Below are 21,699 nucleotides of genomic sequence, written 5' to 3'. Positions count from 1 at the left end.
AATTCTCCTTCAGGCAGGCGGCGGGATGTGGCCCTCATATAGTGTTTCGAGCCGGCAAAGGAAAAGCCCGGATCGCTCCGGGCTTTCACAAAATTATTGGTCTGTATCGCGATCAGGGTTTCGGCGCGGGGGTCGGCGCCGGCTTGGCTGCAGGAGCAGCAGGCTTGGCCGGCGCGGGTGCCGGCGTTGCAGCCTGGACGTCCGCCGGTGCGGGATCGACGACGGGCGCCGGAATCTGAGCCGCGTCGATGATGCCGCGCAGTTTTGCGGTGCTCTGGTTGGTGAGGTCGCGGGAAATGCCGTTCGCCCAGATTTCGGCTGCCTTGACCAGTTCGCGGGTCACGAGCGGCTGGGTATTGAGCAGCTTCTTGCCCGTGTCGGTGTTGAAGAAGGTCGAGATCGCCTTCAGCTCGTCGGTCGAAAAACTCTTGGCATAGATGGTCGCAGCCTCCTTCTCGAGATCGGCACGGCGCGCCGCAAGCGCGAGTGCCTGCTCATCGACCACATTCGAGATCTGTTCCTGGAAATTCGGAGAGGCCTGGATGAACTGTGCCTTCAGGCGTTCCGCCAGATTGGGCAGAATATTATCGTAACGGTCCGTGACGTTCAGCGAAGCGATCGCTTCCCGTGCGGCAGCAAGCTGGGCTTCCGACACCTCCTGCGCGCGAGCCGATACAGTGAGGGCGCCGGAGACGAGAAACGCCAGGGCGGCGGCACGGCCGAGAACCGCGAATCTGATCATGAGTAGATTGCTCCTAAGTTACGTCTTCGCCTGAAGCGTCCGCGCTCCCGCCTTGCCGGCGATGATCGCAAGGGACGCCATATGGATGAACAGCCCGTGTTCCACGACACCGGGAATGGAATTGAGTTCCGCAGAGAGAGCCTCTGCATCAGGAATGCGGCCAAAAGATGCGTCGAAAATATGGTGGCCGCCATCCGTCATGAAGATATCGCCGCCGGATTTGCGCAGCTTCAATTCGCCGCTCAAGCCCAGCTTTGCCGCAGCCCTCTCGATCGCGATGCGGGTCGCCGCCTCGCCGAAAGGATTGACCTCGATCGGCAATGGGAAGGCACCGAGTACGCCAACAAGCTTGCTTTCGTCGGCAATCACGATCATGCGGCTCGAAGCGGCCGCGACGATCTTCTCGCGCAACAGAGCGCCGCCGCCGCCCTTGATGAGGGTCAGATCGGCATCGACTTCGTCGGCGCCGTCGACCGTCAGGTCGAGTTCGGGAAGTTCGTCGAGCGATTTCAGCGGAACGCCGAGTTCGAGGCAAAGTCTGGCCGTCCGCTCGGATGTCGGGACCCCCTCGACCTTTAGGCCCCCATGAACCTTTTCAGCCAGGAGCCTGACGAATTCCTCAGCCGTCGAACCGGTGCCGATGCCGAGCCGCATGCCGTCCTCGACATATGCCAGTGCAGCCTTAGCCGCCTCGACCTTCATTTCCCGGGCGTCCATCCGCCAAAAGCTCCCGCTGTTTCGTCGAACCGCTGTTTACACGCCTCCTCCCGCAAACGAAAGTCCCCCAGCCTGTGTTTTAAGCCGGGTTTTGCCAAGGGCGCGAATCTCGCATATTTGCATTTCGCGGCTACATTCCTTAAGCCGGAAGATATCCCGAAGAGCCCAGCGAGGTTTCATTGACCGCTCCCCTCGTCATTTTCGATCTCGATGGTACGTTGATTGATACCGCACCGGACCTCATCGACAGCCTCAACCATACGATCGCGGCAGCCGATCTTGCTCCCGTCACATTCGATGATCTGACCCATCTCGTGGGCCAGGGTGTGCGTGTGATGATCCGCCGCGCCTTCGAACTGAAGAAAGCGCCGCTGGACGAGCGGACAGCCGACCGGTTGTTCGACCGGTTCATCGAGCATTACGAGGGGCATATGCCGGGCAAGAGCCGCCCCTACACCGGTGTCATCGAATGCCTCGACCGGCTGTCGTCAGCCGGCATGCTGCTTGCGGTCTGCACCAACAAGGCTGGCCAGCTCGCCTTTCCGCTCATTGAGAAACTCGGCCTTGCCGATCGGTTTGTGACCATGACATACGGGGATACCTTCTCCGTGCGCAAGCCAGACGCCCGCCACATCCTGGGCACGATCGAACAGGCCGGTGGCGACGCCTCGCGGAGCGTGATGATCGGCGACAGCGTCAACGACATTCTCGCGGCCCACAATGCTCGCATCCCCTCGGTCGCCGTGACATTCGGCTATTCCGACGTCGCGGTCGAAACACTTGGCCCCAATCATGTCATCGGCGGCTACGATGAACTGACGACAGACCTGGTGGAAAAGCTGATGTCCCGCAGCATGCCCATAGCCGCAGCTGCGAAATAAAAACGGAGATCAAATTTCAGGAGGGAATGCGATGCGCTTTGTGAATCCCATCCCTTTTGTCCGCGACATCAATCGCTCCAAGGAATTTTACCAGAAGAGGCTCGGCCTGAGAATATTGGAGGATTTTGGCAACTTCGTCCTTTTCGAGACCGGTTTTGCGATCCACGAGGGAAGTTCGCTCGAACAAACAATTTGGCGGAGAGTGTCTGTTGCGGAAGAACCCTACGGACGAGGAAACCTGCTGTTGTATTTCGAACATGAGGATATTGAGGCGGCCTTCGAAAAGATTGCGCCCCATGTGGAACTGATCCACCCCATTGAGCGGCAGGCATGGGGACAGCGGGTGTTTCGATTTTACGATCCAGACAGACATGCCGTCGAGATTGGCGAGCCACTAAGTCTCGGGCCTTCTGGCAATTCGCAGAAATCCTAGACTAAATTTCAGGAACGGAACGGCATCCCTGAATTCACAAGGAAATAGCTCTCGCGAAATCCGCTCGCAAAACTCCGAGTTATGCGGCTGATTTCGCGACAGCAAGCATTTCCACGTTCCGGCTGAGACCGGACGGATCACCCTTTCTCCAACAGAAAAACCAGACTTAACTATGGGCCGCGCGAGCCTTGGTCGTTGCCTCGAAAGCCTTCATCACCGCAGCATCGCGGCCATAGACGTCGTCGAAATATTCCACCTTGCCGTCCTTGTTCGGCCAGGCCGTGAAATAGGAGACGTAGACCGGAATCCTGACCGGCACCTTGGCGGCCACGTTCTGGCCGGCGGCGATACGTGCGTTGATGTCCTCGACCGTCGTGCCCATTACGGCGGCCGCCATCATGCGCGGCTCGGCAAGACGCACGCAACCGTGGCTCAGCGCACGCATGTCGCGCTGGAAGAAGCTTTTCGACGGCGTGTCATGCATGTAGATCGCATGGGAGTTCGGGAAAAGGATCTTCAGGTCGCCAAGCGCATTGTCGCTCGACGGCGGCTGGCGCACGGAGATGTTCTGCGTCGAGCCGTACCAATTGACGCTGCTCGACGAAACGGCCCGACCATTGACCGATACCTCGTAACCCAACCGGTCGAGATAGCTCGGGTCCTGGCGCAGGTGCGGCAGCATCTCGTTGATGATGATCGACTGCGGCACACCCCAGTAGGGATTGAACTCCACCGTCTCGATCTGATCCTGGAAGAAATAGGTCTGGTTCGACTTGGAGCCGACGACCACCCGCATGGAAAACTGCTCGGCACCATGGTCATGATAATAGACCCTGAAGGCCGGCTGGTTGATGAAGACGTAACGCTGGCCGAGATCGTCGGGCAGCCAGCGGGCCTGCTCCATGGCGACGACGACCTTCTCGATCTTGTCCTCGGATGTGTGGCCGACCAGTTTGCGAACCGTGGCAGCGCCGACCACGCCGTCCGGCTTAAGCCCGGCCTCGGACTGGAAGGATTTCACGAGTTCGACGAGATCCGGCGTGTAGTCCGGTGTCTGCTGATATGCGGCGAACGTGGCCGCATGCGTGGTCCTCAGCTCTTCCGAACCGAAGTGCTCGATCGCCGCGACGACATTGGCCATGTCGGGGTTGCTGCTGCCTGGCTTCAGCAGAAGATTGTCCGGTAGCGACACCTGCATTCCGTCACTGGCGGCCTCGGCGCGCAGCTTCGCGAGCTCTGCCTTCAGCGTCTGGAAATGCGCACTTTGCGGCGTCAGTCCCTCCAGATAGGCGGCGGCATCCGGCCCGTTCTTGGCAAAAGGCAGAACCAGCGAAAGCTTGACGTCCTTTCGCTTGAAATCGTGGTAGCCCGACACCCTGTTCGGATCGATGCGGCCGCGGATCATGTCCTGAGCGAATATCAGCACCTTTTCGGACAGTGCGAGCTCGAACTGCATCAGAGCCCGGTCATGCGTATCCGAGGGGGAAGCTGACGCAGCCGTGACGGAAGCATCCGTCGCGACAGCCGGATCTGCGGGCACCTCAACGCTGGCGGTCGTCAGAGCCGGAACCGGCAGCAGATAGTCGGCCGGCTCAAGACCATATTCCCCGGCCCGCTCGAAAAGAGCCAGCACGCCCCTCGCTTTTTCATTGGCATCACTGTCGGAAACCCAGATCGGCTTCGCATTCTTACCGTAGAAGGCTTCGAGAGCGGCGGCGATTTCGGCCGGGGCCGATACCTTCGCCTCGGCCAGGAACCGCGTGCCGTCGGTCGCTGAAGCCGCGGCAAAACCGGCGGTCTTTACCGCACGCTCGGCATCCGGCTTATAGGTGTAGTAACGCGGGCCGGAGACCTTCGGCAGCGGCTCGGGGTCGGCGAGCGCCCGTTCGCTCGGCATGCCGGAACGCCCGGTCGCAACGCCCGGAAGCCCGTTGTCGGCCTGCCTGTTCCTGTTGGCGCCGGGGCCACCGCGGAGGATATCGAGCAGCGTTATGGCATGGGCAGGAGCTGCAGCTCCCGCAAAAACCGAAATGCCCGACACGAGCGCCAGCGCGATCGAAGTTTTCTTGTGTTTGTGCTGCAAAGTCGTCCCCGTCACCTGCTTCCGCGTATGATCCGCGGGCTCGAAATATATCACGCCATCTAACCGATCGCGTAAGGGATGGAAAGAAACGCTCAGCTGTCCCGACAGGTTCGCACCCGCCGGAAAAAAGCGTCAAAGCGCAGGCAGAAGGTTAAGAAAATATTCGTTAAATTTTTACTGACGCCAGACAGGTGACGGAGAAGAACGTAACAGAACCGGTGAAACAATTCTCTGGTCCGTGTCATAAAAGGCACGCCAAAAGTCGCACCGAAAGCGGGGCATGCCGTCTTGCGGACGCATAACAATCGTATAGTAATGCCGCCGGCCGGCGTTCACGCGATAACGCGTTGTTGATCATCGCGACCGGCAGCGAGCAAGAACAGACAGAGGCAGCGAAGATGGCATCGACCCGCACCGAAACCGATACGTTTGGCCCGATCGAAGTGGCAAGCGACCGTTATTGGGGCGCTCAGGCGCAACGTTCGCTCGGCAATTTCAAAATCGGCTGGGAAAAGCAGCCGCTTGCGGTCGTCCGTGCTCTCGGCATCGTCAAGCAGGCCGCGGCCCATGCCAATATGGCACTCGGCGGTCTCGACCCGGACCTCGGCAAGGTGATCGTCGAGGCAGCACAGGAAGTCATCGACGGCAAGCTCAACGACCATTTCCCGCTCGTCGTCTGGCAGACCGGTTCCGGCACTCAATCGAACATGAATGCCAACGAAGTGATCTCCAACCGCGCGATCGAAATGCTCGGTGGCGTCATGGGCTCCAAGAAGCCGGTGCATCCGAATGATCACGTCAACATGAGCCAGTCGTCGAACGATACTTATCCGACGGCCATGCACATCGCCTGTGCCGAGCAGATCGTCCGCCATCTCGTTCCGTCTCTCAAGCACCTCCACGCAGCCCTCGACGTGAAGGTCAAGGCCTTCGCTCATATCATCAAGATCGGCCGCACCCATACGCAGGACGCCACGCCGCTCACCCTCGGCCAGGAATTCTCCGGTTACGCAGCGCAGGTCGCCTCGGCGATCAAGCGCATCGAACTCACGCTTCCCGGCCTCTACGAACTTGCCCAGGGCGGCACGGCGGTCGGCACGGGCCTCAATGCCCCGGTCGGCTTTGCCGAGAAGGTCGCGGAGGAGATCGCCAAGATCACCGGCCTGCCCTTCGTGACGGCGCCGAACAAGTTCGAGGCGCTGGCCGCGCACGATGCGATGGTTTTCGCCCACGGCGCGATCAATGCGGCTGCCGCCGCCCTCTTCAAGATCGCCAACGACATCCGCTTCCTCGGCTCCGGTCCGCGTGCAGGCCTGGGTGAACTCGCTCTGCCGGAAAACGAACCGGGCTCGTCGATCATGCCGGGCAAGGTCAATCCGACGCAGTCGGAAGCCATGACGCAGGTCTGCGCCCATATCTTCGGCAACCAGGCCGCGATCACCTTCGCCGGCAGCCAGGGCCATTTCGAGCTCAACGTCTACAATCCGATGATGGCCTACAACTTCCTGCAGTCGGTCCAGCTCCTCGGCGATGCCGCCGTCTCCTTCACCGACAATTGCGTGGTCGGCATCGAGGCCCGCGAAGACAATATCAAGCGCGGCGTCGAGAACTCGCTGATGCTGGTTACCGCGCTCAACACCAGGCTCGGCTATGACATCTGCGCCAAGATCGCCAAGACCGCCCACAAGAACGGCACGACGCTGCGCGAGGAAGCGGTCGGCGGCGGATATCTCACGAACGAGGAATTCGACCAGTATGTCCGCCCGGAGAACATGATCGGCCCGAAATAGGCAGCTTAGGCCAGCAAAAGAACAACAAGGCCCTGCCCTTCAAACGGCAGGGCCTTGTTGTTACAAATATAGATCAAGAACGATATTTTATGACAATGTATCGCATTTACAGACGCGAACCACTGTCCCGAATTGGTACTGTAAAAACCCTTTGTTTCTAGGGGAAATAAGGTATTCCTGAAATGCAAAATGATTTTAAGAACAAGCTCTTCGGTGTTTATCCTTAATTCTTTTCCAATATCTTTCACATACTAATTCCGCTAAGTATATATACGGACGGGATTGAGTGGGGATCGTCGATGACGACGGCAATGGCGCCGAAGGCGCAATCTAGCGATCTGATCGGTCAGATCATCTACGCTGTGCGGTCGATGGGCGTCGCGCCGATCCCGCGCAACTACCAGCTCTTCTACGAAGCCTATATCGGCTCCAATCCTGACTTGACCCGGGAACTTGCCTCGCTCGGAAACCGGGCAACCCAGGAGGAACTGGACGAGTTATCCCATCGCCATCTCGGAACAGGTCAGGCTGTCGTCATCGAGAATGCACATGCCAGGCTTGCGGGTGAGCTCGACTCGCTTCTGAAGCTTCTGCGCCAGGAGCAAAGTTCGCTGGAAAGCTACAGCAAGCTGCTGGGCGAAACCGCCCAGCGGATCAATTCCAAAAGCAATTTTTCGGTCGATCTCCTGAGCAGCGCCATCTCGCTTCTCAGCGAAGCGACGGGCACGACGATTTCCCATGGTGAAATGACCGCTGGAGGCGTCGTGCAACGTTCGCAGGAGATGGATCAGGTCCGGCGGGAGCTTGATGAGTACAAGCGTATCGCCAACACCGATTCGCTGACGCGCATTGCCAATCGCCGGGCCTTCGACGAGCGGCTTGCAGGGGTCTACAATCATCCCGTTGTCCTGCCGCTCACCGCGCTGGTGCTCGCCGATATCGACAATTTCAAGAAGATCAACGACAGCTTCGGCCATCCGGTCGGTGACAAGATTCTCGCCACCGTCGCCTCGGTGATCCGCTCGAACGTCCGCAAGGATGTCTTCGTCGCCCGCTCCGGCGGCGAGGAATTCGCCATGATCGTCGAGGGCAACACGCCGGATGAGGTCATGATCATCTGCGAGCGGATCCGGCGGGCGCTTGAAACCCGCACCTTCCGCAATTCGCGTTCCGGCGTCGACTACGGCCCGATCACCATTTCGCTCGGCTTTGCAATGGGTTCGCAGGCCGATGACCCGGGCGCGCTCTATGCCAATGCCGATACCGCCCTCTATCATGCCAAGAATACCGGCCGTAACCGCGCGATCTTCTTCGAGGAGGGCATGAAGAAGGATTATGTCGGCAAGGGCTGGCTGATCTACAAGAATTGAAATCTTCCGGAACGCCGGCTCGATCCGAACCAACTCACCACATGGTCTTGGCAGCGCGGGCCGGCCATTCACGGTCGTAGGTTTCCTTGTCGAAATCGGCCTTGGCGGCTTTCAGAAGCGTGCCGGGCGTCGGCAGGCTCTTCGGATCGACGAAACGTTCGGGATTCCAGAGTTCGGCGCGCATCAGTGCCCGGGCGCACTGGAAATAGACCTCGTTGACGGTGATGACCGTGACGCTGCGCGGATGTCTACCGTCCATCTCGAAGCTGTTGAGCAGTGTCGGCTCCACCGACACCACGGCATGGCCGTTGATGCGCATCGCCGTGTTCGAGCCGGGGATCAGGAACATCAACGCCACGCGCGGATCGCGGACGATGTTGACAAGCGAATCGATGCGGTTGTTGCCGCGCCAGTCGGGCAGAAGCAGCGTCGCCTCGTCCTGAACACGCACCGCGCCACCCAGGTCACCGCGCGGTGAACAATCGAGCCCCTCCGGCCCGACGGTCGCGAGCGCCAGGAAAGGCGAGGCCTCGATCATCCGGCGGTATTCCGGCGTCAGGACCTTGGTCACCTTGACGAGCGAAGCCTCCGACACGCCGTCGTAGATCGCCTTCAATTCCTCGACGGATGTGATGATGGTCATGCTTCGCCCCTTTGCATCGTCGGCCCTAACCGGCGCAGGCGACAGTATGATGACAGATTTTGCCGATCAAGCGGCCGCGTCGCCACCCGAGGCTTCATGCACGGGCCTGCCATTTTCCGAAAGGAACGAGGCTATCGTTTCGATGACGCCGCGATCGCTGACGATACGGCGATGGCCCAGTCCATTCGCCCAATGAAGCCGCGCCGTCGCAAGGCCGTCAAAACGGCGGGCGTGGTCGGCTGCGACCTCCTTGTCTTCCTCCGCATGCACGACCAGCAGAGGCGTGCGGCCCCGTGCCGCCGCGGCAACCGTATCGAAATCTTCAAGCGAGGCGCCGGCCACCTGCTCCGCCCGCACGATCAACTGTTTCTTGACGCGCGGCGTGAGCCCGATCATCCGCGAAAACTCGTCGAACAGCCAATGGATATGGCTTGGAGAGCCTATGACCACCAGCTTGGAAGGGTTGATCGCACCCGCGCCCCTCATCACGCCGCCGGCGGCAAGCATCAGGGCCGCGCCGCCGAAGGAATGGCCGATCGCCGCATCGAACCTGCCGAAATGCCGCTCCGCCTCGACGACCGCATCCACCGCCTGGCGCATGTTCAGGCTGCGACCGCTGGAACGCCCATGACCCGGAAGATCGAGCACCACGACCTCAGCTCCCGTTTCGGCAAGTCCCGCCGGCAGGGCGGAGATATAGGCGGCGTTCGATCCCCAGCCATGCACCACCAGATAGCGCGGCCGGCCGGTTCTGCCGGAGCCATTGAAACGATAAGCCATGACGGTTGATTTCCCGACTGGAAAGGGCATCCTCTCGGCGGCCTCCAGCCGCTTTCGCCCCACCGCCTCGGCCGCCTGCGCCTTGCCGCCTTTCGGTCGTCGCGACGGCGTACGGCAGAAAAGCGCGAAGGCAAGCTTCGCCGAGGCTTTGGGGAACGGCCGGCCCAAAGTGGCGAAACCGAGACGGATGACCTTCAGTGCAAAGTTTGGCATAGTGAGGAAATCCCATAATGTTCAATGTTGAACAATAAAGTACAGGAATGAACAAAAATCAATCCCTCCCCTGGGACCACCCTCGTTTTCGAAGCTGGATCGCGGTAGCGCGTGCCTGCCAGCTCATGCAGAGCGTTCTGACCCGCGAGCTCGCGAGCCTGGACATCAAGCCGCCGCATCTCGATGTCCTCGTCAATCTCTACCGTTTCGAGGGGATCTCGCAGCAGGAACTGGCGCGCAAACTGCTCGTCGGCCGCTCCAACATGAGCATGACGCTGCCGCAGATGGAAAAGCGCGGCCTGATCGAGCGGCGCGGCGACGCGAATGACAAGCGCGTGCTGCGTCTCTACCTTACGCCGGAGGGCCGCCATGTCGCCGAGGAGGCGATGGCGATCCAGACCGCGCTCATCGAGCGGACGCTTTCGGCGACCCCCATCGAGCAATGTCATGCCATGGCCCAATCCATGGAGAAGATCATTCTCGCGCTGCAGGCGGAGAACGTCGAGGAAACCGAGTCGGCCTGACGATCAGCGCGACCGTTGCGGCGGATCGCGGCTCAGTCCTTTCGCGGCCAGCTCGCGCTCGTAGTCGGCAAACAGCTCGGCGCCACGTTCTCCGAGCTCCCGCAGATAGGACCAGGTAAAGATGCCGCTGTCATGCCCGTCATCGAAGGCGATGCGCACCGCGTAATTGCCGGTCGGCGTGATGGTCCGGATTCCGACATTCCGCTTGCCCGGCACCGTCACCTTCTGCCCCGGGCCGTGGCCCTGGACCTCGGCGGAAGGCGACAGGACCCGCATCGTTTCGGCGGGCAGCGGAAAGGCCGCGCCGTCGCTGAAGGTGATATTCATCGTGCGGCGGTCCTTCGAGACCCTGAGTTCCGTCGGCCAGATATCGCTCATCGTGAAACCTCCGCCTTGTCGTGCATCCGCCGCATGGATTATGAGCTTCACCGGTCGGCTGCAAGCTGTTTTCTGCTCGCCCCTGTTCTTGCCGGGCAGACTGTCATACACTTGACGCGAAGGTTCAAAATCCCCACGTTCGGCCAAAGGGAGATCATCACGTGAACGGTTTCGCAGGGCAGGTTGAAGGTGCAACGCCATTGGTTGCCGGCAAGGCGCCGATGATCGATCCGTTCGGCCGCACTGTCAGCTATCTGCGCGTCTCGGTGACCGACCGCTGCGATTTCCGCTGCACGTACTGCATGGCGGAAAACATGACCTTCCTGCCGAAGAAGGACCTGCTCACGCTGGAGGAGATGAACCGACTCTGTTCCGCCTTCATTTCCAAGGGCGTCCGCAAGATTCGTCTTACGGGCGGCGAACCGCTGGTGCGCAAGAACATCATGTTCCTCGTGCGCGAGCTTGGCCGCCATGTCCATTCCGGCGGGCTCGACGAACTGACGGTCACCACGAACGGGTCACAGCTCGCCCGCTATGCCGATGAGCTCTACGATTGCGGCGTACGCCGCATCAACGTCTCGCTCGACACGCTCGATCCGGCGAAATTCAAGGCGATTACCCGCTGGGGCGATTTCAGCAAGGTCATGGAAGGCATCGACGCAGCACAGAAGGCGGGCCTCAAGATCAAGCTCAATGCCGTGGCGCTCAAGGACCTCAATGCGGCCGAAATCCCTGAGATGATCCGCTTCGCGCACGGCCGCGGCATGGACCTGACGGTGATCGAAACCATGCCGATGGGCGAGATCGAGGAAGACCGCACCGACCACTATCTGCCGCTTTCAGAGCTGCGTGCCGATCTTGAAAGTGAGTTCACCCTTGCCGATATCCCCTACAAGACCGGCGGCCCTGCCCGCTATGTCGAGGTGAAGGAAACCGGCGGGCGGCTTGGCTTCATCACCCCGATGACCCATAATTTCTGCGAGAGCTGCAACCGCGTCCGGCTGACCTGCACGGGTACGCTCTACATGTGCCTCGGCCAGAACGACGCTGCCGATCTCCGCACGGCGCTGCGCGCCTCCGAGAGCGACGAATATCTTTATGCTGCGATCGACGAAGCGATCTCGCGCAAGCCGAAGGGCCACGATTTCATCATCGATCGCCAGCACAGAAAGCCCGCCGTCGCTCGCCACATGAGCGTCACGGGCGGTTAGAAACGGTCAGCGTTTTTCTTCCTCACGTCCGGCAGATCGATACGCCGCCGTCCGCGAGCATCGAGGCCCCCGTCACGAAGCTTGCCATGTCGGACCCCAGAAACAAGGCGGCTTTCGCGATCTCCTCCGGCTGGGCAACGCGTTTCAGCGCATGCAGGCCGTTGATGAAGTGGACTGTTTCCGGAAGCGCTCCGGGAAAATTGATCGGATTGGCATCCGTATCCACCCCGCCCGGCAGCAGCGCGTTGACCCGCACGTTATGGGGTCCGAGTTCCGCCGCCAACACCTGCACCAGGCCCGTAAGCCCGGCCTTCGCCGCCGCATAGGCGCCCATGCCCGGCATGCCGGCACTGTGACCGACGAATGTGGATGTAAAGATCATCGAGCCGCCGCCGCGTGCCATCATCGCCGGCGCTTGGTATTTCGCGGCGAGAAAACCGCTCGTGAGATTGAGCTCCAGCGTGGCGCGCCAGTCGTCCGTCGATGTCTCCGTCATCGGCCCGTAACCGACCGTGCCGCCCGCATTGTTGAAGGCGATGTCGAGCCCGCCGAAGCGCTCCACCGCTGTTTCAACCAACCGCCGATGCAGATCCTCGTCGCGGATGTCACCTGCGACGGCCGCGGCGCTGCCGCCTCCTGCCTCGATTTCCTCGACCAACATGCCGAGCAGTTCGCTCCGCCGGGCCGTAACGACCACGCGCGCGCCCTCATCGGCAAAAAGCCTTGCCGCGGCCCGGCCTATGCCGGCGCTCGCGCCGGTGACGATTGCAATCTTCCCTGCAAGGATTCTCATGGGGATCTCCGCTTTGCTGTTTGCATCAATGCGGCATCCAAATTTCAGATCAGGGCACCTTCGGCCACCCGTTTCCTGCTTCGCATCAACGCGATGTCCGCGCGTAGACATCCGGGCTGCAGGGCGAGCGGCCCGACCGGTCGCAGAAGGTCCGCTGAACGTCCCCGGCCTTTACGAAACCGTCCAGCATCGGCCGGGTGAACATGCCGTCGCCCGCGCCGGCGGCTCGATGACAGGTCGCACAGGGCGGATTCGGCCGGAATGCCTCCATACCTTCGCCCCGCCTGATCGAACCATAGGTCCAGCGGCCCGCTTCGCGACGCTTGACGAAGATGGCTGTCAGTTCGTCACCCGAAAAGCTTTCCATCAGGATCATCATCTCCTCTGCGGGCTTGTCTTCACGCAGTGCGGCAAGCGAGGCATTGTCGACCAGCATGTTGCGATAGCTCCCATCCGGCCGATCGACCCGTGCATAGCGGGTAAAGCCGTCAACCGTGATTGTCTGCGGCAACAGCGAAGACCGCGGCCATCGCGGAGAACACCCCCGTGACAGCCGTCAACATGACCGCCGATCGCGCCGGCCGTTTATCGCGAAAGAACGACATGATGAACTCCGTGCGGCAAGGCGACCCGCCCGATCCTTTCCAGCGAAGGAGCCTCCCCCTTCAATACCCGGAAAATCTCCAGCCCCGCCCCGGCGTCCGGCCCGGCGCCTGGATGCCCCTCGAACACCGTCGCCAGCAGATGGTCGCCCGTGAGGTCGAAAGTCCCACCTTCGGGAAGCACGCCCTCGAACGGATGGTCACCGGCCTTTTCCAGCCTGCCGGTTTGCGCATCGAACGTCAGCAGCGAGACTGTCGCCTCACGCTGATGGCGCGGTGATCCCGGCGGAAAGGCGGTTGCGCGCATGTTGATGGTGGCCACGAAGCGACCGTCCGGGCTCACGGCCATGCCCTCCGCCGAATTGCCGGTTTCGACGGCCATCAAATGCTCGTGACGGGCCTCGCCGGCGTCCGGATCGGCAAAGCGTATGACACTCATGGTCGAGGGCGTCGTGGGGATGCGTCCGTCGAGGGTCGTTGCGGAAAAATCGCGACCCCAGTTCGAGGTCAGATAGTGCCGCCCGTCCGGGGTGAAGCGCCCGACAAAGGGATCCCTGCCGACGTCGACGACATTGCCCCAGGGCTGCAGCGCAGGCCCTGATTCGCCGTCTGAAAATTCAAAAAAAGCCACGCGATCCTGCGTGTTGATGTTCACCGCAAGGAATCGTCCCGAGGGGTGCCAGTGCACGTTCGTTGCCGTTACCCCTCCGCGGGGTGCTTCGGCCGAGCCGGTGATCCCCAGGCCGGCGAGATCGGTACGGCTAATCTTGCCGAACCTGCCGCCTGTAAACTCGACGATCTGCAGCAGGCTTGCCTCGGCGGTATTGGACACGACGGCGATATATTGTCCGTCCGGGCTCACTGCCAGCGCCTCGGGATGGGTGCCGATTTCGATCGTATCAACAAGTCTCAGATCGGCGAAGTCGGAAAGATCGACTGCGAACAGGCGGTTGCCGGGCGGCAGGTCTCTGACCGTCGTGCCCCCTTCCGGCCCTTCACCGAGGCGTTCCGTCACGAAAGCGGTGTGCCCATCCGGCGCCAGTGCAAGGACCTCCGGCGCTGCGGTCACCGAATTCGAGATCGGCAGCGTGCTTTTCGACACGCGGCCATCGGCAATGGAAAGAACGGTCAGCATATCCCTGTATCCGGCCTCCTTCGGAGCCAGGATCGAACTGCCATAGGTCCCGGCGACAAAGTCGCCATCGGATATTGCGACAACCCGACCGGCTGAAATCGCGCCAAGGATGTCGGCGGATTGCGCCGACGCGCTGCCTGCGCCGCTTATCCCGAGAGCCAGCGCGACAGCCGTGCTGCCTAGAGGATGCGATATCTTCATGATCCAGATTCCTTCCTTCGCTGCGAGGGCAAAGCCCTTGTCTTCGAAAAGGATAAGGATCACTCTGATTGCTTTCCAATCGGAATATCACGATCTGTGATAGGCAATCCGCATCAGGAGACATGATGGATATCCGCTCGATGGCCTGCTTCGTCGCCGTCGCCGAGGAACTGCACTTCCGCCGGGCGGCTGAGCGGCTGCACCTCACCCAGCCATCGCTCAGCCAGCGTATCCGCGCGCTGGAATTCGAAGTCGGCACGGATCTTTTTGCCCGTGATCGCCGCAGCGTTGCTCTCACGCCCGCCGGCCAGGCGTTCCTCGAACCGGCTCGTCGGGCGATCGAGAATGCCAAGGTGGCCAAGGAACAGGCTCTTCGAGCCATGCGCGGCGAAGTTGGCCGGCTGCGGCTGGGCTTCACCGTGATCGCCTTCTACGGTGTTCTGCCTGAGGCGGTGCGGGCTTTTCGCCACCAATATCCGCAGGTAGAGGTCGAGCTCTTCGAGATGAATTCGCCGTCGCTTGAAACGGCGCTGATGACCGGAACGATCGATCTAGCCGTCCTGCATCCGCCGCTCGCCAATCCGGACCTTGCGATCCGCAGCCTGCCCGATGAACCCCTCGTACTCGCCCTGCCCTCCGGCCACCCGCTCGCGTCGCGGGCCGAGATCCGGATTGCCGACCTTGCGGAAGAACCGCTGCTGATCGCACCGCGCAGCATCGGCCCCAGCATCTACGATCGCGTCATCGCGCTCTTTCAGGCGGAAGGCATCAGCCCGCATATCGTTCAGGAAGTAACACCCATGACGACGCTCGCCGGGCTGGTCGCCGCCGGCGTCGGCACCGGTTTCGTGACCGCGGGGCTTTCCCGCCTGCCCCGGCCAGGCGTCAGCTACCGCCCGGTCACGCCGACGCCGCCATCGTTGCCAATGGCGGCGTCCTGGTTGAAACCGGCGCTTTCGGCGAGCGGGCAGCGTTTCCTCGAAACGGTCTCCACCCTGATCGGCAGGAGTGCCTAGGCGGCGTCGCTTTGGCGCATGGCCGCCCGGCGCTCGTAGGCTCCGGCGTGGAACGAGACGTTCGGATCGCGCGTCTTGAAGCGCTCGATCTTCTCCGACAGGATTTCCACGCGGCGGCGCAGGCCGTGTATCTCGGCATTGTTCTCCTCGACCATGGCGGCGTTGCGCTGGGTGATGAGTTCCACTTCCTGGACAGCCTTGGTCACCTCGTTGATACCCGTCGACTGCTCCCCGGCCGCCGCGGAAATCTCGGCGACCAGTTTGCGGACATCAGTGATGTGCGAGATGATCTCGGTCAGCGCCGTGCCCGTTTCCTCGACGAGATGCACCCCGTTGCTGACCTGATCCGAGCTTGCCGAAATGAGACCCTTGATCTCGCGCGCGGCACCTGCACAGCGCTGCGCCAGTTCGCGCACTTCCTGCGCCACGACCGCGAAGCCGCGGCCGGCATCGCCTGCACGCGCCGCCTCGACGCCGGCATTCAATGCGAGCAGGTTGGTCTGGAAGGCGATCTCGTCGATCACACCGATGATTGTCGCGATCTTGTCGGAGGAGCGACTGATCTCGCCCATGGCGTCGACCGCACGGGCCACGACCTCGCCGGAGCGAACGGCGAACTCTTCCGTCTCGTTCACCGAAACCGAAGTCTGTCTGGCGCTTTCGGCAGTCGAACGGACGATGTCGCTCAGATGCCGCAGCGCCCGCGAGCTTTCCTCCAGCGCCGCCGCCTGCTGTTCGGTGCGGCGAGCCAGATCGTCGGCGGAGGAAGCAAGATTGCCCGTGCCGCCGTCGATTTCCTCGGCGGTCGAGCGGACATCGGCAAGCGTCGCACGGAGCGCTTCAACGGCCTGATTGTAGGTGCGGGCCATTTCGACGAAATCGTCCGGCAGGTTCTCGTCCATGCTGCGCTCCAGATCGCCCTCGGCGAGCTGGCCGAGCACGTCGGACAGCGCAGTCAGCGCCTGACGCTGTTCGGCGGCGATCCGGGCGCGTTCTGCGGCGCGGCGTTCTGCCTCGGCATTGGAGAGGTCCCGCGCCGCGGCGGCTTCCTGCTCCAGGCGGACATTCTCGAGCGCCGCATCGCGGAAGACGGTGACCGACCGGACCATGTCGCCGATTTCGTCGCCACGTTCACGGCCTTCGATCCTCACTTCGAGATCGCCGGCGGCAAGTCGCTTCATCACCTCGGTGACGCGGCGCAACGGACCACGCAGCGTTTCAACCAGCATCAGGCCGCCGGCGATCGCAAGCAGCGTGCCAACCACCATGGCGACGACAGAAAGCTGGGCTGAACGTTCGCTGTCCTCCTTGCCGACTTCCTGGGCCTGTGCGACGAAGTTCTTGAGGCCCGCCATGCCGGCCGTCAGGGTTTCCGTCGCCGTGGCGCGGGCCTTGCTCCATTCGGCGGCGATCGCCAGAAGCTGGGCCGTCTCGTCCTCCATAGACTTCAGCCGCGGCTGCAGCATGGGCGCAAACTCGCGCATGGCGGGATTGCGGGCGAGTTCGGAAACCTCGGCGCTTGCCTGGCTCAGCTTCTCCATGACATCCAGGACGGTCTGCCGTGCCTCTTCGGTCTGGGTGGTGCGCAGACGCTCGACGTAGAGCTCCATGGCGTCGATGAGGCGCAGCGATTCTGCGCTGCGATCGAGGAGCGTGCGCAAGCTGGCAACTTCTCCCTCGATGCTGGCGAAGCGCGAAGCCGCATTGCCGGCCTTGTTCGTAACCTCGGCCTCCATCTCCGACTGATACTTCATGAATGCGCTTGCGGCGAGCCTGATCGCCTGCGCCTTCTGCGGCACTGGCTGGTCGCTCTTGAGAAGCGCGGTCATTTCGTCGATCGCGCCACGGATCGGCTTCAGCTGCTTCACGCCGTTCGGCGTCAGCATGGGCTGCACTTCCTCGAAGGTCTTGGCCAGGATGCCGAGATACATGTCGGCGGTACCGATCGTGCCGTCATCCGTGCCGGTCCCGCGAACATTGTTGCGAAGCTCGCCGATCTGTTCGGCGATCGCCTTGTAGGCATAGGCTTCGAGCACCATGCCCTTGGCGAACTTTTCCTTGCCTTCGAACTGCTTGCGGACGTTGGCAACCTGATCGGCAACCCCGGTCGCGATGGTGCGGATATCTTCGACGTTGTAATCCAGTGCCGCCGCATTCTGATCGCGTTTCTGCTTGATGGCCCAGAGAGCCTCCGTATCGGCACGCAGCTTCGGGGCAAGGCCGGACACGACGGCGACGCGCTCGCGATCGCCATCGGTGACAAGCAGGCCTTCCAGCACGTCCACGCCGCTCGCCTGCCTGTCGATGCCAGCCTGCACGGCAGCCAGGGATGCGTCGTCAGGCTTGCTTGTGAAATCCTGGAGCACTGCCTGGAGGTTTTCGAAATCGCCGATATTGTCGATTGTCGCGCGCGTCACGGTCATGTGTCCGTTCAGCATGTTCGCGGTGTAGTAACCGGCAAGCCCGATGCCGGCGATCAACAGGACCAGCGGTACCACAAAAAGAAGGACCTTGGTGACAATCCTTCGGCTCTGAAGAAGACGATCGATGAAAGACATTTTTCCCCCACGGCAACCTGGCGCCGGTTTCGCGCCAGCGGCATTCGCGAAACGGTAACGGCATGATTCCAGCCTCATGCGGGAATGATTTCGCCTACAGTCGACAAATTCAGTTGAACAAGGGTTAATTCGGCACCCTTACAAATCGCTTTGCCACATCCCATTGCATATTAGATCCCCCTCCAACTCTACTCAAAAGAGTACCGCCCGGTGCATGATCGGGCTGGCGACAGGTAAGCCGTTGCTTTAAGAGAAGCGCTCGATACCGGAGGGAATCGGGAATGGCATCGTCGGAAAACTCGCGGGGAGCGCTCTTCATGGCGCTCGCCATGGCGGCTTTCACCTGTAACGATGCCATAGTCAAATCGATCACGTCCGAACTCGGCGTCGCCCAGATCATGGCGGTACGCGGTGTCATGGCGACTGCGCTCATCTACTGTGTCGCGCGTTACCTCGGCGTCACCCTGTCTCTCAAGATGGTCATGCATCCGCTGGTGCTGCTGCGCACCTTTTTCGAGATTGGGGCCACTCTCACCTTCCTCTCGGCGCTGGCTCATATCGAATTCGCCGCCGCATCCTCAATCATGCAGTCGCTGCCGCTTGCCGTGACGTTGGGAGCGGCCCTTTTCCTGGGTGAACCGGTCGGCTGGCGGCGCTGGACGGCGATCTCCGTCGGTTTCCTCGGTGTCCTCCTGATCATTCGGCCAGGGCCGGAAGGCTTCACACCGGCTGCCCTGCTCGCCGTCGCCGCCTGCTTCTTCACGGCAAGCCGCGATCTCACGACAAGGCGGATCACCGCGGATATTCCGACACTCACCGTTACACTCTTCACGTCGTTTGCCAACACCGTCGTCGGCGTGATCCTGATCGCGCCGATGGGCGGCTGGCAGCCGATCAGCACCCCCACGCTCGGTTATCTGGCGCTTGCCTCCGTCCTCGTCTTCGCCGGATATCAGGCGGTCATCAAAGCCATGCGCGTCGGCGAAATCTCCTTCATCGCACCCTTCCGTTATACCGGCCTGCTCTGGGCATTGGTGATCGGCATCTTCCTGTTCGGAGAGCATCCCAATGCCTATATGCTCACAGGTGCTGCCATCGTCATCGGCTCCGGCCTCTACACCTTCTACCGTGAACGCAAGCGGCGGAGTCGTGTAGCGGAAAAGGCAAGCGTGGCACCGCCGGTCTGACGGACGCCGGAAAGCAGTTTGACGAGAGGAAGGACGACGTGCAGCAAAGCCGATTTCTGGACAGACAGACCCCGCCCCATATCCTGACGCTGGTCGTCTGCGCGGGCCTTGGAGCGCTATCGCTCAATGTCTTCCTTCCGTCTCTTTCGGCCATGGCGATCCATTTCGGCACAGACTATGCCGTCATGCAGCTTGCCGTTTCCGGCTATATCGCCGGCACAGCACTGCTCCAGCTCGTGCTCGGGCCGCTTTCCGATATTTTCGGCCGCCGTCGCGTGATGATCGGCAGCATCCTCATCCTGCTCGTCGGCACGCTGATCTGCCTCGCCGCACCGAATGTCACCGTCTTCATGTTCGGGAGAATGCTGCAAACGGCGGTCGTCGCCGGTTTCGTGCTGCCGCGCGCCATCATCCGCGACACGGTCCCGATGGAGAGCGCCGCCTCGATGATCGCCTATGTCACCATGGGCATGTCGCTGGTGCCGATGATCGCGCCGACGATCGGCGGTACGCTCAGCGACCTGTTCGGCTGGGAAGCGAATTTCGTCCTCATATTGGGACTCGGGCTCATCACCCTGATACTGGTCTCCGTCGACCTCGGCGAGACGAACCGCACGCCGGCGGCGAGTTTCACGGCGCAGTTTAGAAGCTGGCCGGACCTTTTCCGGTCGCGCCGCTTCTGGGGTTATACGCTCACCTCGACCTTCTCCTCCGGCGTCTTCTTCTCCTTCCTCGGCGGCGCGCCCTTCGTCGGCACGGCGATCTACCATCTCACGCCTACCATGCTCGGCGTGCAGTTCTTCCTCATTGCCGCCGGTTACATGGTCGGCAATTTCATCTCGGGACGTTACACCCGGCGCTTCGGCACAATGACCATGATGATCTCCGGCAGCGTCGTCAGCCTGATCGGCGTCTGCATTACCACCGCCATTCTTCTCGGAGATGTCGCGTCGGCAACCGCCTTCTTCGCGCCGCTGGCGCTGACCGGCGTCGGCAACGGGTTGACGCTTCCGAGCTCGAATGCCGGCATCGTCAGCGTGAGACCGCATCTTGCCGGGTCCGCCTCGGGCCTCGGCGGCGCGATCACGGTCGGCGGCGGCGCCGCTCTTTCGACGCTTGCCGCGGCGGTGCTGAAAGAGGAAGGCGGGGCGATACCGCTCCTCGTGGTAATGGGCATCTCGACACTGCTCGCGCTCGCCGCGACCGCCTATGTTCGTCGGATCGACCTTCGTGAAGGTGCGATCGAAACCCGGGATGCCGACCGATGACCGGTCCCGCGCTCCCCCCCGGCCTGATCCTCGCCGGCGGCAAATCGAGCCGCATGGGTTCCGTCAAGGCGCTTCTGGAGGTCGGCGGCGACACCATTCTCAGCCATATCGTGCGGCGCCTCTCACCCCAGGTTTCGGGGATCACGCTCAATGCGTCCGACGATTTTCCCAACCCGCTCGGGCTACGTCTCCTTCCGGACAAGCTCGCCGGCCAACTGGGACCGCTTGCAGGCGTGCTCGCCGGCCTGCGTGACCTGGAAACCCGCAGCATCCCTGCAACCCATCTCCTGAGCGTGCCGTCGGACAGCCCTTTCGTGCCGACTGATCTCGTCAGCCGCCTTCAAACCGGAACCGACGATCCGGATGCGATCGTCATCACCGCTTCGGACGGACGCAGTCACCCGGTTTTCGGGCTCTGGCCGATATCGATCGCCGAGGATCTCGAAACCTGGCTCGCCGATCCGGAAAACCGACGCATCAAGGCTTTCCTGCAGCGTCACCGGGTGGCGACCGTCGAATTTCCGCGGATCGAGACATCTCACGGCCTGCTCGATCCTTTCTTCAACATCAACACGCCTGAAGATCTCGAAGAGGCCCGGCGTTTCGCGGAGGTTCTTCAATGAGCTCTCCCCGTGTCTTCGGCATTTCCGGCTGGAAGAATTCTGGCAAGACCGGATTGACAGTGCGGCTCGTCGCCGAACTTACCCGCCGTGGCTACCGGATCTCGACGATCAAGCATGCCCACCATGATTTCGACATCGACAAGCCGGGCGCCGATTCATTCCGTCATCGCGAGGCCGGTGCGTGCGAGGTGGCGATCGTCTCCGACAGGCGCTTTGCCATCATGCACGAGCTGCGCGAGGAGTCGGAGCCGCGTCTTGACGATATCCTGGCCCGGCTGGAGCCTTGCGATCTGGTCCTGATCGAAGGCTACAAGCGGGAACCGGTTCCGAAAATCGAGACCCGGCGCCTCGAATCGAAAAGCCGCGAACCGCTTTCGTCAAACGATCCGCATATCGTCGCCATTGCCGCCGACCATGCCGTGACGGACACGGCTGTGCCGGTCTTCGACCTCGACGACACGGCGGCAATCTCCGATTTCATCGTGAAGGTGACGGGACTTCCCAGACAATGAAAAGCCTGCGTGCCGACCGCTCACTCGTCATCCTCGTCC

General features: G+C 61.7%; 21 protein-coding genes. 11 read left to right on the top strand and 10 right to left on the bottom strand.

Annotated elements, in window-relative coordinates:
* Positions 1-112: 112 nt before the first annotated feature.
* Both JL39_RS21055 and rpiA read right to left on the bottom strand, forming a co-directional pair.
* Positions 113-742, bottom strand: coding sequence for a DUF2059 domain-containing protein (locus JL39_RS21055; RefSeq protein ID WP_037155291.1), 630 nt, complete (start codon positions 740-742; stop codon positions 113-115).
* 18 nt (positions 743-760) lie between these two features.
* A complete protein-coding gene (rpiA, locus tag JL39_RS21050; RefSeq protein WP_037155289.1) occupies positions 761-1,459 on the bottom strand; it encodes a ribose-5-phosphate isomerase RpiA in 699 nt (232 codons plus the stop codon).
* 179 nt (positions 1,460-1,638) lie between these two features.
* Here rpiA and JL39_RS21045 point away from each other — a divergent pair, with 179 nt between their 5' ends.
* Positions 1,639-2,340: an HAD family hydrolase gene (locus tag JL39_RS21045; RefSeq protein WP_037155286.1), complete on the top strand. Its 702-nt coding sequence runs from the start codon at positions 1,639-1,641 to the stop codon at positions 2,338-2,340.
* A 31-nt stretch (positions 2,341-2,371) separates the two neighbouring features.
* On the top strand, positions 2,372-2,773 hold the full coding sequence (locus tag JL39_RS21040; protein ID WP_037155284.1) for a VOC family protein: 402 nt from the start codon (positions 2,372-2,374) through the stop codon (positions 2,771-2,773).
* Positions 2,774-2,939: 166 nt separating this feature from the next.
* Here the strand turns inward: JL39_RS21040 and JL39_RS21035 are convergent, their stop codons facing one another.
* Entirely contained in the window at positions 2,940-4,856 is a 1,917-nt protein-coding gene (locus tag JL39_RS21035) for a L,D-transpeptidase family protein (protein ID WP_037155280.1), read from the bottom strand.
* Positions 4,857-5,254: 398 nt separating this feature from the next.
* Here JL39_RS21035 and fumC point away from each other — a divergent pair, with 398 nt between their 5' ends.
* Positions 5,255-6,646: a class II fumarate hydratase gene (fumC, locus tag JL39_RS21030; RefSeq protein WP_037155407.1), complete on the top strand. Its 1,392-nt coding sequence runs from the start codon at positions 5,255-5,257 to the stop codon at positions 6,644-6,646.
* A gap of 299 nt (positions 6,647-6,945) precedes the next feature.
* A complete protein-coding gene (locus JL39_RS21025) occupies positions 6,946-8,016 on the top strand; it encodes a GGDEF domain-containing protein (protein ID WP_037155277.1) in 1,071 nt (356 codons plus the stop codon).
* Positions 8,017-8,050: 34 nt separating this feature from the next.
* Here JL39_RS21025 and JL39_RS21020 read toward each other — a convergent pair whose 3' ends face one another.
* Positions 8,051-8,659: a pyridoxamine 5'-phosphate oxidase family protein gene (locus tag JL39_RS21020; protein ID WP_037155274.1), complete on the bottom strand. Its 609-nt coding sequence runs from the start codon at positions 8,657-8,659 to the stop codon at positions 8,051-8,053.
* 66 nt (positions 8,660-8,725) lie between these two features.
* Entirely contained in the window at positions 8,726-9,652 is a 927-nt protein-coding gene (locus tag JL39_RS21015; protein ID WP_037155271.1) for an alpha/beta hydrolase, read from the bottom strand.
* A 47-nt stretch (positions 9,653-9,699) separates the two neighbouring features.
* Between JL39_RS21015 and JL39_RS21010 the strand changes: the two genes are divergently transcribed.
* Entirely contained in the window at positions 9,700-10,176 is a 477-nt protein-coding gene (locus JL39_RS21010; RefSeq protein ID WP_037155267.1) for a MarR family transcriptional regulator, read from the top strand.
* Between the two features lie 3 nt (positions 10,177-10,179).
* On the opposite strand, the gene JL39_RS21005 is transcribed toward JL39_RS21010, so the two are convergent.
* Positions 10,180-10,554 (bottom strand): DUF971 domain-containing protein, encoded by a 375-nt coding sequence (locus JL39_RS21005; protein ID WP_037155264.1) that lies wholly within the window; start codon positions 10,552-10,554, stop codon positions 10,180-10,182.
* A 221-nt stretch (positions 10,555-10,775) separates the two neighbouring features.
* On the opposite strand from JL39_RS21005, the gene moaA reads away from it, so the two are divergent.
* A complete protein-coding gene (gene moaA / locus JL39_RS21000; protein WP_052183023.1) occupies positions 10,776-11,765 on the top strand; it encodes a GTP 3',8-cyclase MoaA in 990 nt (329 codons plus the stop codon).
* Positions 11,766-11,787: 22 nt separating this feature from the next.
* On the opposite strand, the gene JL39_RS20995 is transcribed toward moaA, so the two are convergent.
* From JL39_RS20995 to JL39_RS20985, 3 genes are all read right to left on the bottom strand, one after another.
* The gene (locus tag JL39_RS20995; RefSeq protein WP_037155257.1) at positions 11,788-12,558 is read right to left on the bottom strand and encodes an SDR family oxidoreductase; all 771 of its coding nucleotides are present in this window, start codon (positions 12,556-12,558) and stop codon (positions 11,788-11,790) included.
* 85 nt (positions 12,559-12,643) lie between these two features.
* Complete coding sequence (locus JL39_RS20990; RefSeq protein ID WP_037155254.1) at positions 12,644-13,069, bottom strand: hypothetical protein; 426 nt, start codon at positions 13,067-13,069, stop codon at positions 12,644-12,646.
* A gap of 74 nt (positions 13,070-13,143) precedes the next feature.
* On the bottom strand, positions 13,144-14,496 hold the full coding sequence (locus tag JL39_RS20985) for a hypothetical protein (protein ID WP_200883985.1): 1,353 nt from the start codon (positions 14,494-14,496) through the stop codon (positions 13,144-13,146).
* Positions 14,497-14,618: 122 nt separating this feature from the next.
* On the opposite strand from JL39_RS20985, the gene JL39_RS20980 reads away from it, so the two are divergent.
* Positions 14,619-15,512: a LysR family transcriptional regulator gene (locus JL39_RS20980; protein ID WP_037155252.1), complete on the top strand. Its 894-nt coding sequence runs from the start codon at positions 14,619-14,621 to the stop codon at positions 15,510-15,512.
* Here the strand turns inward: JL39_RS20980 and JL39_RS20975 are convergent.
* A complete protein-coding gene (locus tag JL39_RS20975; protein WP_037155249.1) occupies positions 15,509-18,070 on the bottom strand; it encodes a methyl-accepting chemotaxis protein in 2,562 nt (853 codons plus the stop codon). The genes JL39_RS20980 and JL39_RS20975 overlap by 4 nt on opposite strands.
* A 281-nt stretch (positions 18,071-18,351) precedes the next feature.
* Between JL39_RS20975 and JL39_RS20970 the strand changes: the two genes are divergently transcribed.
* From JL39_RS20970 to mobB, 4 genes are read left to right on the top strand one after another with little or no spacing between them, the layout of a single operon-like run.
* Positions 18,352-19,257, top strand: a complete 906-nt coding sequence (locus JL39_RS20970; RefSeq protein WP_037155247.1) for a DMT family transporter — start codon at positions 18,352-18,354, stop codon at positions 19,255-19,257.
* Positions 19,258-19,295: 38 nt separating this feature from the next.
* Positions 19,296-20,525, top strand: a complete 1,230-nt coding sequence (locus JL39_RS20965) for a multidrug effflux MFS transporter (protein ID WP_037155245.1) — start codon at positions 19,296-19,298, stop codon at positions 20,523-20,525.
* Complete coding sequence (gene mobA / locus JL39_RS20960) at positions 20,522-21,148, top strand: molybdenum cofactor guanylyltransferase MobA (protein WP_037155242.1); 627 nt, start codon at positions 20,522-20,524, stop codon at positions 21,146-21,148. Before JL39_RS20965 ends, mobA begins: the two co-directional genes overlap by 4 nt.
* A complete protein-coding gene (mobB, locus tag JL39_RS20955) occupies positions 21,145-21,660 on the top strand; it encodes a molybdopterin-guanine dinucleotide biosynthesis protein B (RefSeq protein WP_037155238.1) in 516 nt (171 codons plus the stop codon). Before mobA ends, mobB begins: the two co-directional genes overlap by 4 nt.
* The last annotated feature ends 39 nt before the right edge of the window (positions 21,661-21,699 follow it).

This window comes from Rhizobium sp. YS-1r (assembly GCF_000757525.1).
GTDB lineage: Bacteria > Pseudomonadota > Alphaproteobacteria > Rhizobiales > Rhizobiaceae > Neorhizobium > Neorhizobium petrolearium.
Note: the sequence above shows the minus strand (reverse complement) of the source record. Positions and strands in the feature narration are given on the sequence as shown.

What these genes read in the sequence shown, in the direction of transcription:
- JL39_RS21055 (WP_037155291.1), bottom strand. Translation starts at nt 742, where the DNA reads ATGATCAGATTCGCGGTTCTCGGCCGTGCCGCCGCCCTGGCGTTTCTC.
- rpiA (WP_037155289.1), bottom strand. Translation starts at nt 1,459, where the DNA reads ATGGACGCCCGGGAAATGAAGGTCGAGGCGGCTAAGGCTGCACTGGCA.
- JL39_RS21040 (WP_037155284.1), top strand. Translation starts at nt 2,372, where the DNA reads ATGCGCTTTGTGAATCCCATCCCTTTTGTCCGCGACATCAATCGCTCC.
- fumC (WP_037155407.1), top strand. Translation starts at nt 5,255, where the DNA reads ATGGCATCGACCCGCACCGAAACCGATACGTTTGGCCCGATCGAAGTG.
- JL39_RS21025 (WP_037155277.1), top strand. Translation starts at nt 6,946, where the DNA reads ATGACGACGGCAATGGCGCCGAAGGCGCAATCTAGCGATCTGATCGGT.
- JL39_RS21020 (WP_037155274.1), bottom strand. Translation starts at nt 8,659, where the DNA reads ATGACCATCATCACATCCGTCGAGGAATTGAAGGCGATCTACGACGGC.
- JL39_RS21015 (WP_037155271.1), bottom strand. Translation starts at nt 9,652, where the DNA reads ATGCCAAACTTTGCACTGAAGGTCATCCGTCTCGGTTTCGCCACTTTG.
- JL39_RS21010 (WP_037155267.1), top strand. Translation starts at nt 9,700, where the DNA reads ATGAACAAAAATCAATCCCTCCCCTGGGACCACCCTCGTTTTCGAAGC.
- JL39_RS21005 (WP_037155264.1), bottom strand. Translation starts at nt 10,554, where the DNA reads ATGAGCGATATCTGGCCGACGGAACTCAGGGTCTCGAAGGACCGCCGC.
- moaA (WP_052183023.1), top strand. Translation starts at nt 10,776, where the DNA reads ATGATCGATCCGTTCGGCCGCACTGTCAGCTATCTGCGCGTCTCGGTG.
- JL39_RS20995 (WP_037155257.1), bottom strand. Translation starts at nt 12,558, where the DNA reads ATGAGAATCCTTGCAGGGAAGATTGCAATCGTCACCGGCGCGAGCGCC.
- JL39_RS20985 (WP_200883985.1), bottom strand. Translation starts at nt 14,496, where the DNA reads ATGAAGATATCGCATCCTCTAGGCAGCACGGCTGTCGCGCTGGCTCTC.
- JL39_RS20980 (WP_037155252.1), top strand. Translation starts at nt 14,619, where the DNA reads ATGATGGATATCCGCTCGATGGCCTGCTTCGTCGCCGTCGCCGAGGAA.
- JL39_RS20975 (WP_037155249.1), bottom strand. Translation starts at nt 18,070, where the DNA reads ATGTCTTTCATCGATCGTCTTCTTCAGAGCCGAAGGATTGTCACCAAG.
- JL39_RS20970 (WP_037155247.1), top strand. Translation starts at nt 18,352, where the DNA reads ATGGCATCGTCGGAAAACTCGCGGGGAGCGCTCTTCATGGCGCTCGCC.
- mobA (WP_037155242.1), top strand. Translation starts at nt 20,522, where the DNA reads ATGACCGGTCCCGCGCTCCCCCCCGGCCTGATCCTCGCCGGCGGCAAA.
- mobB (WP_037155238.1), top strand. Translation starts at nt 21,145, where the DNA reads ATGAGCTCTCCCCGTGTCTTCGGCATTTCCGGCTGGAAGAATTCTGGC.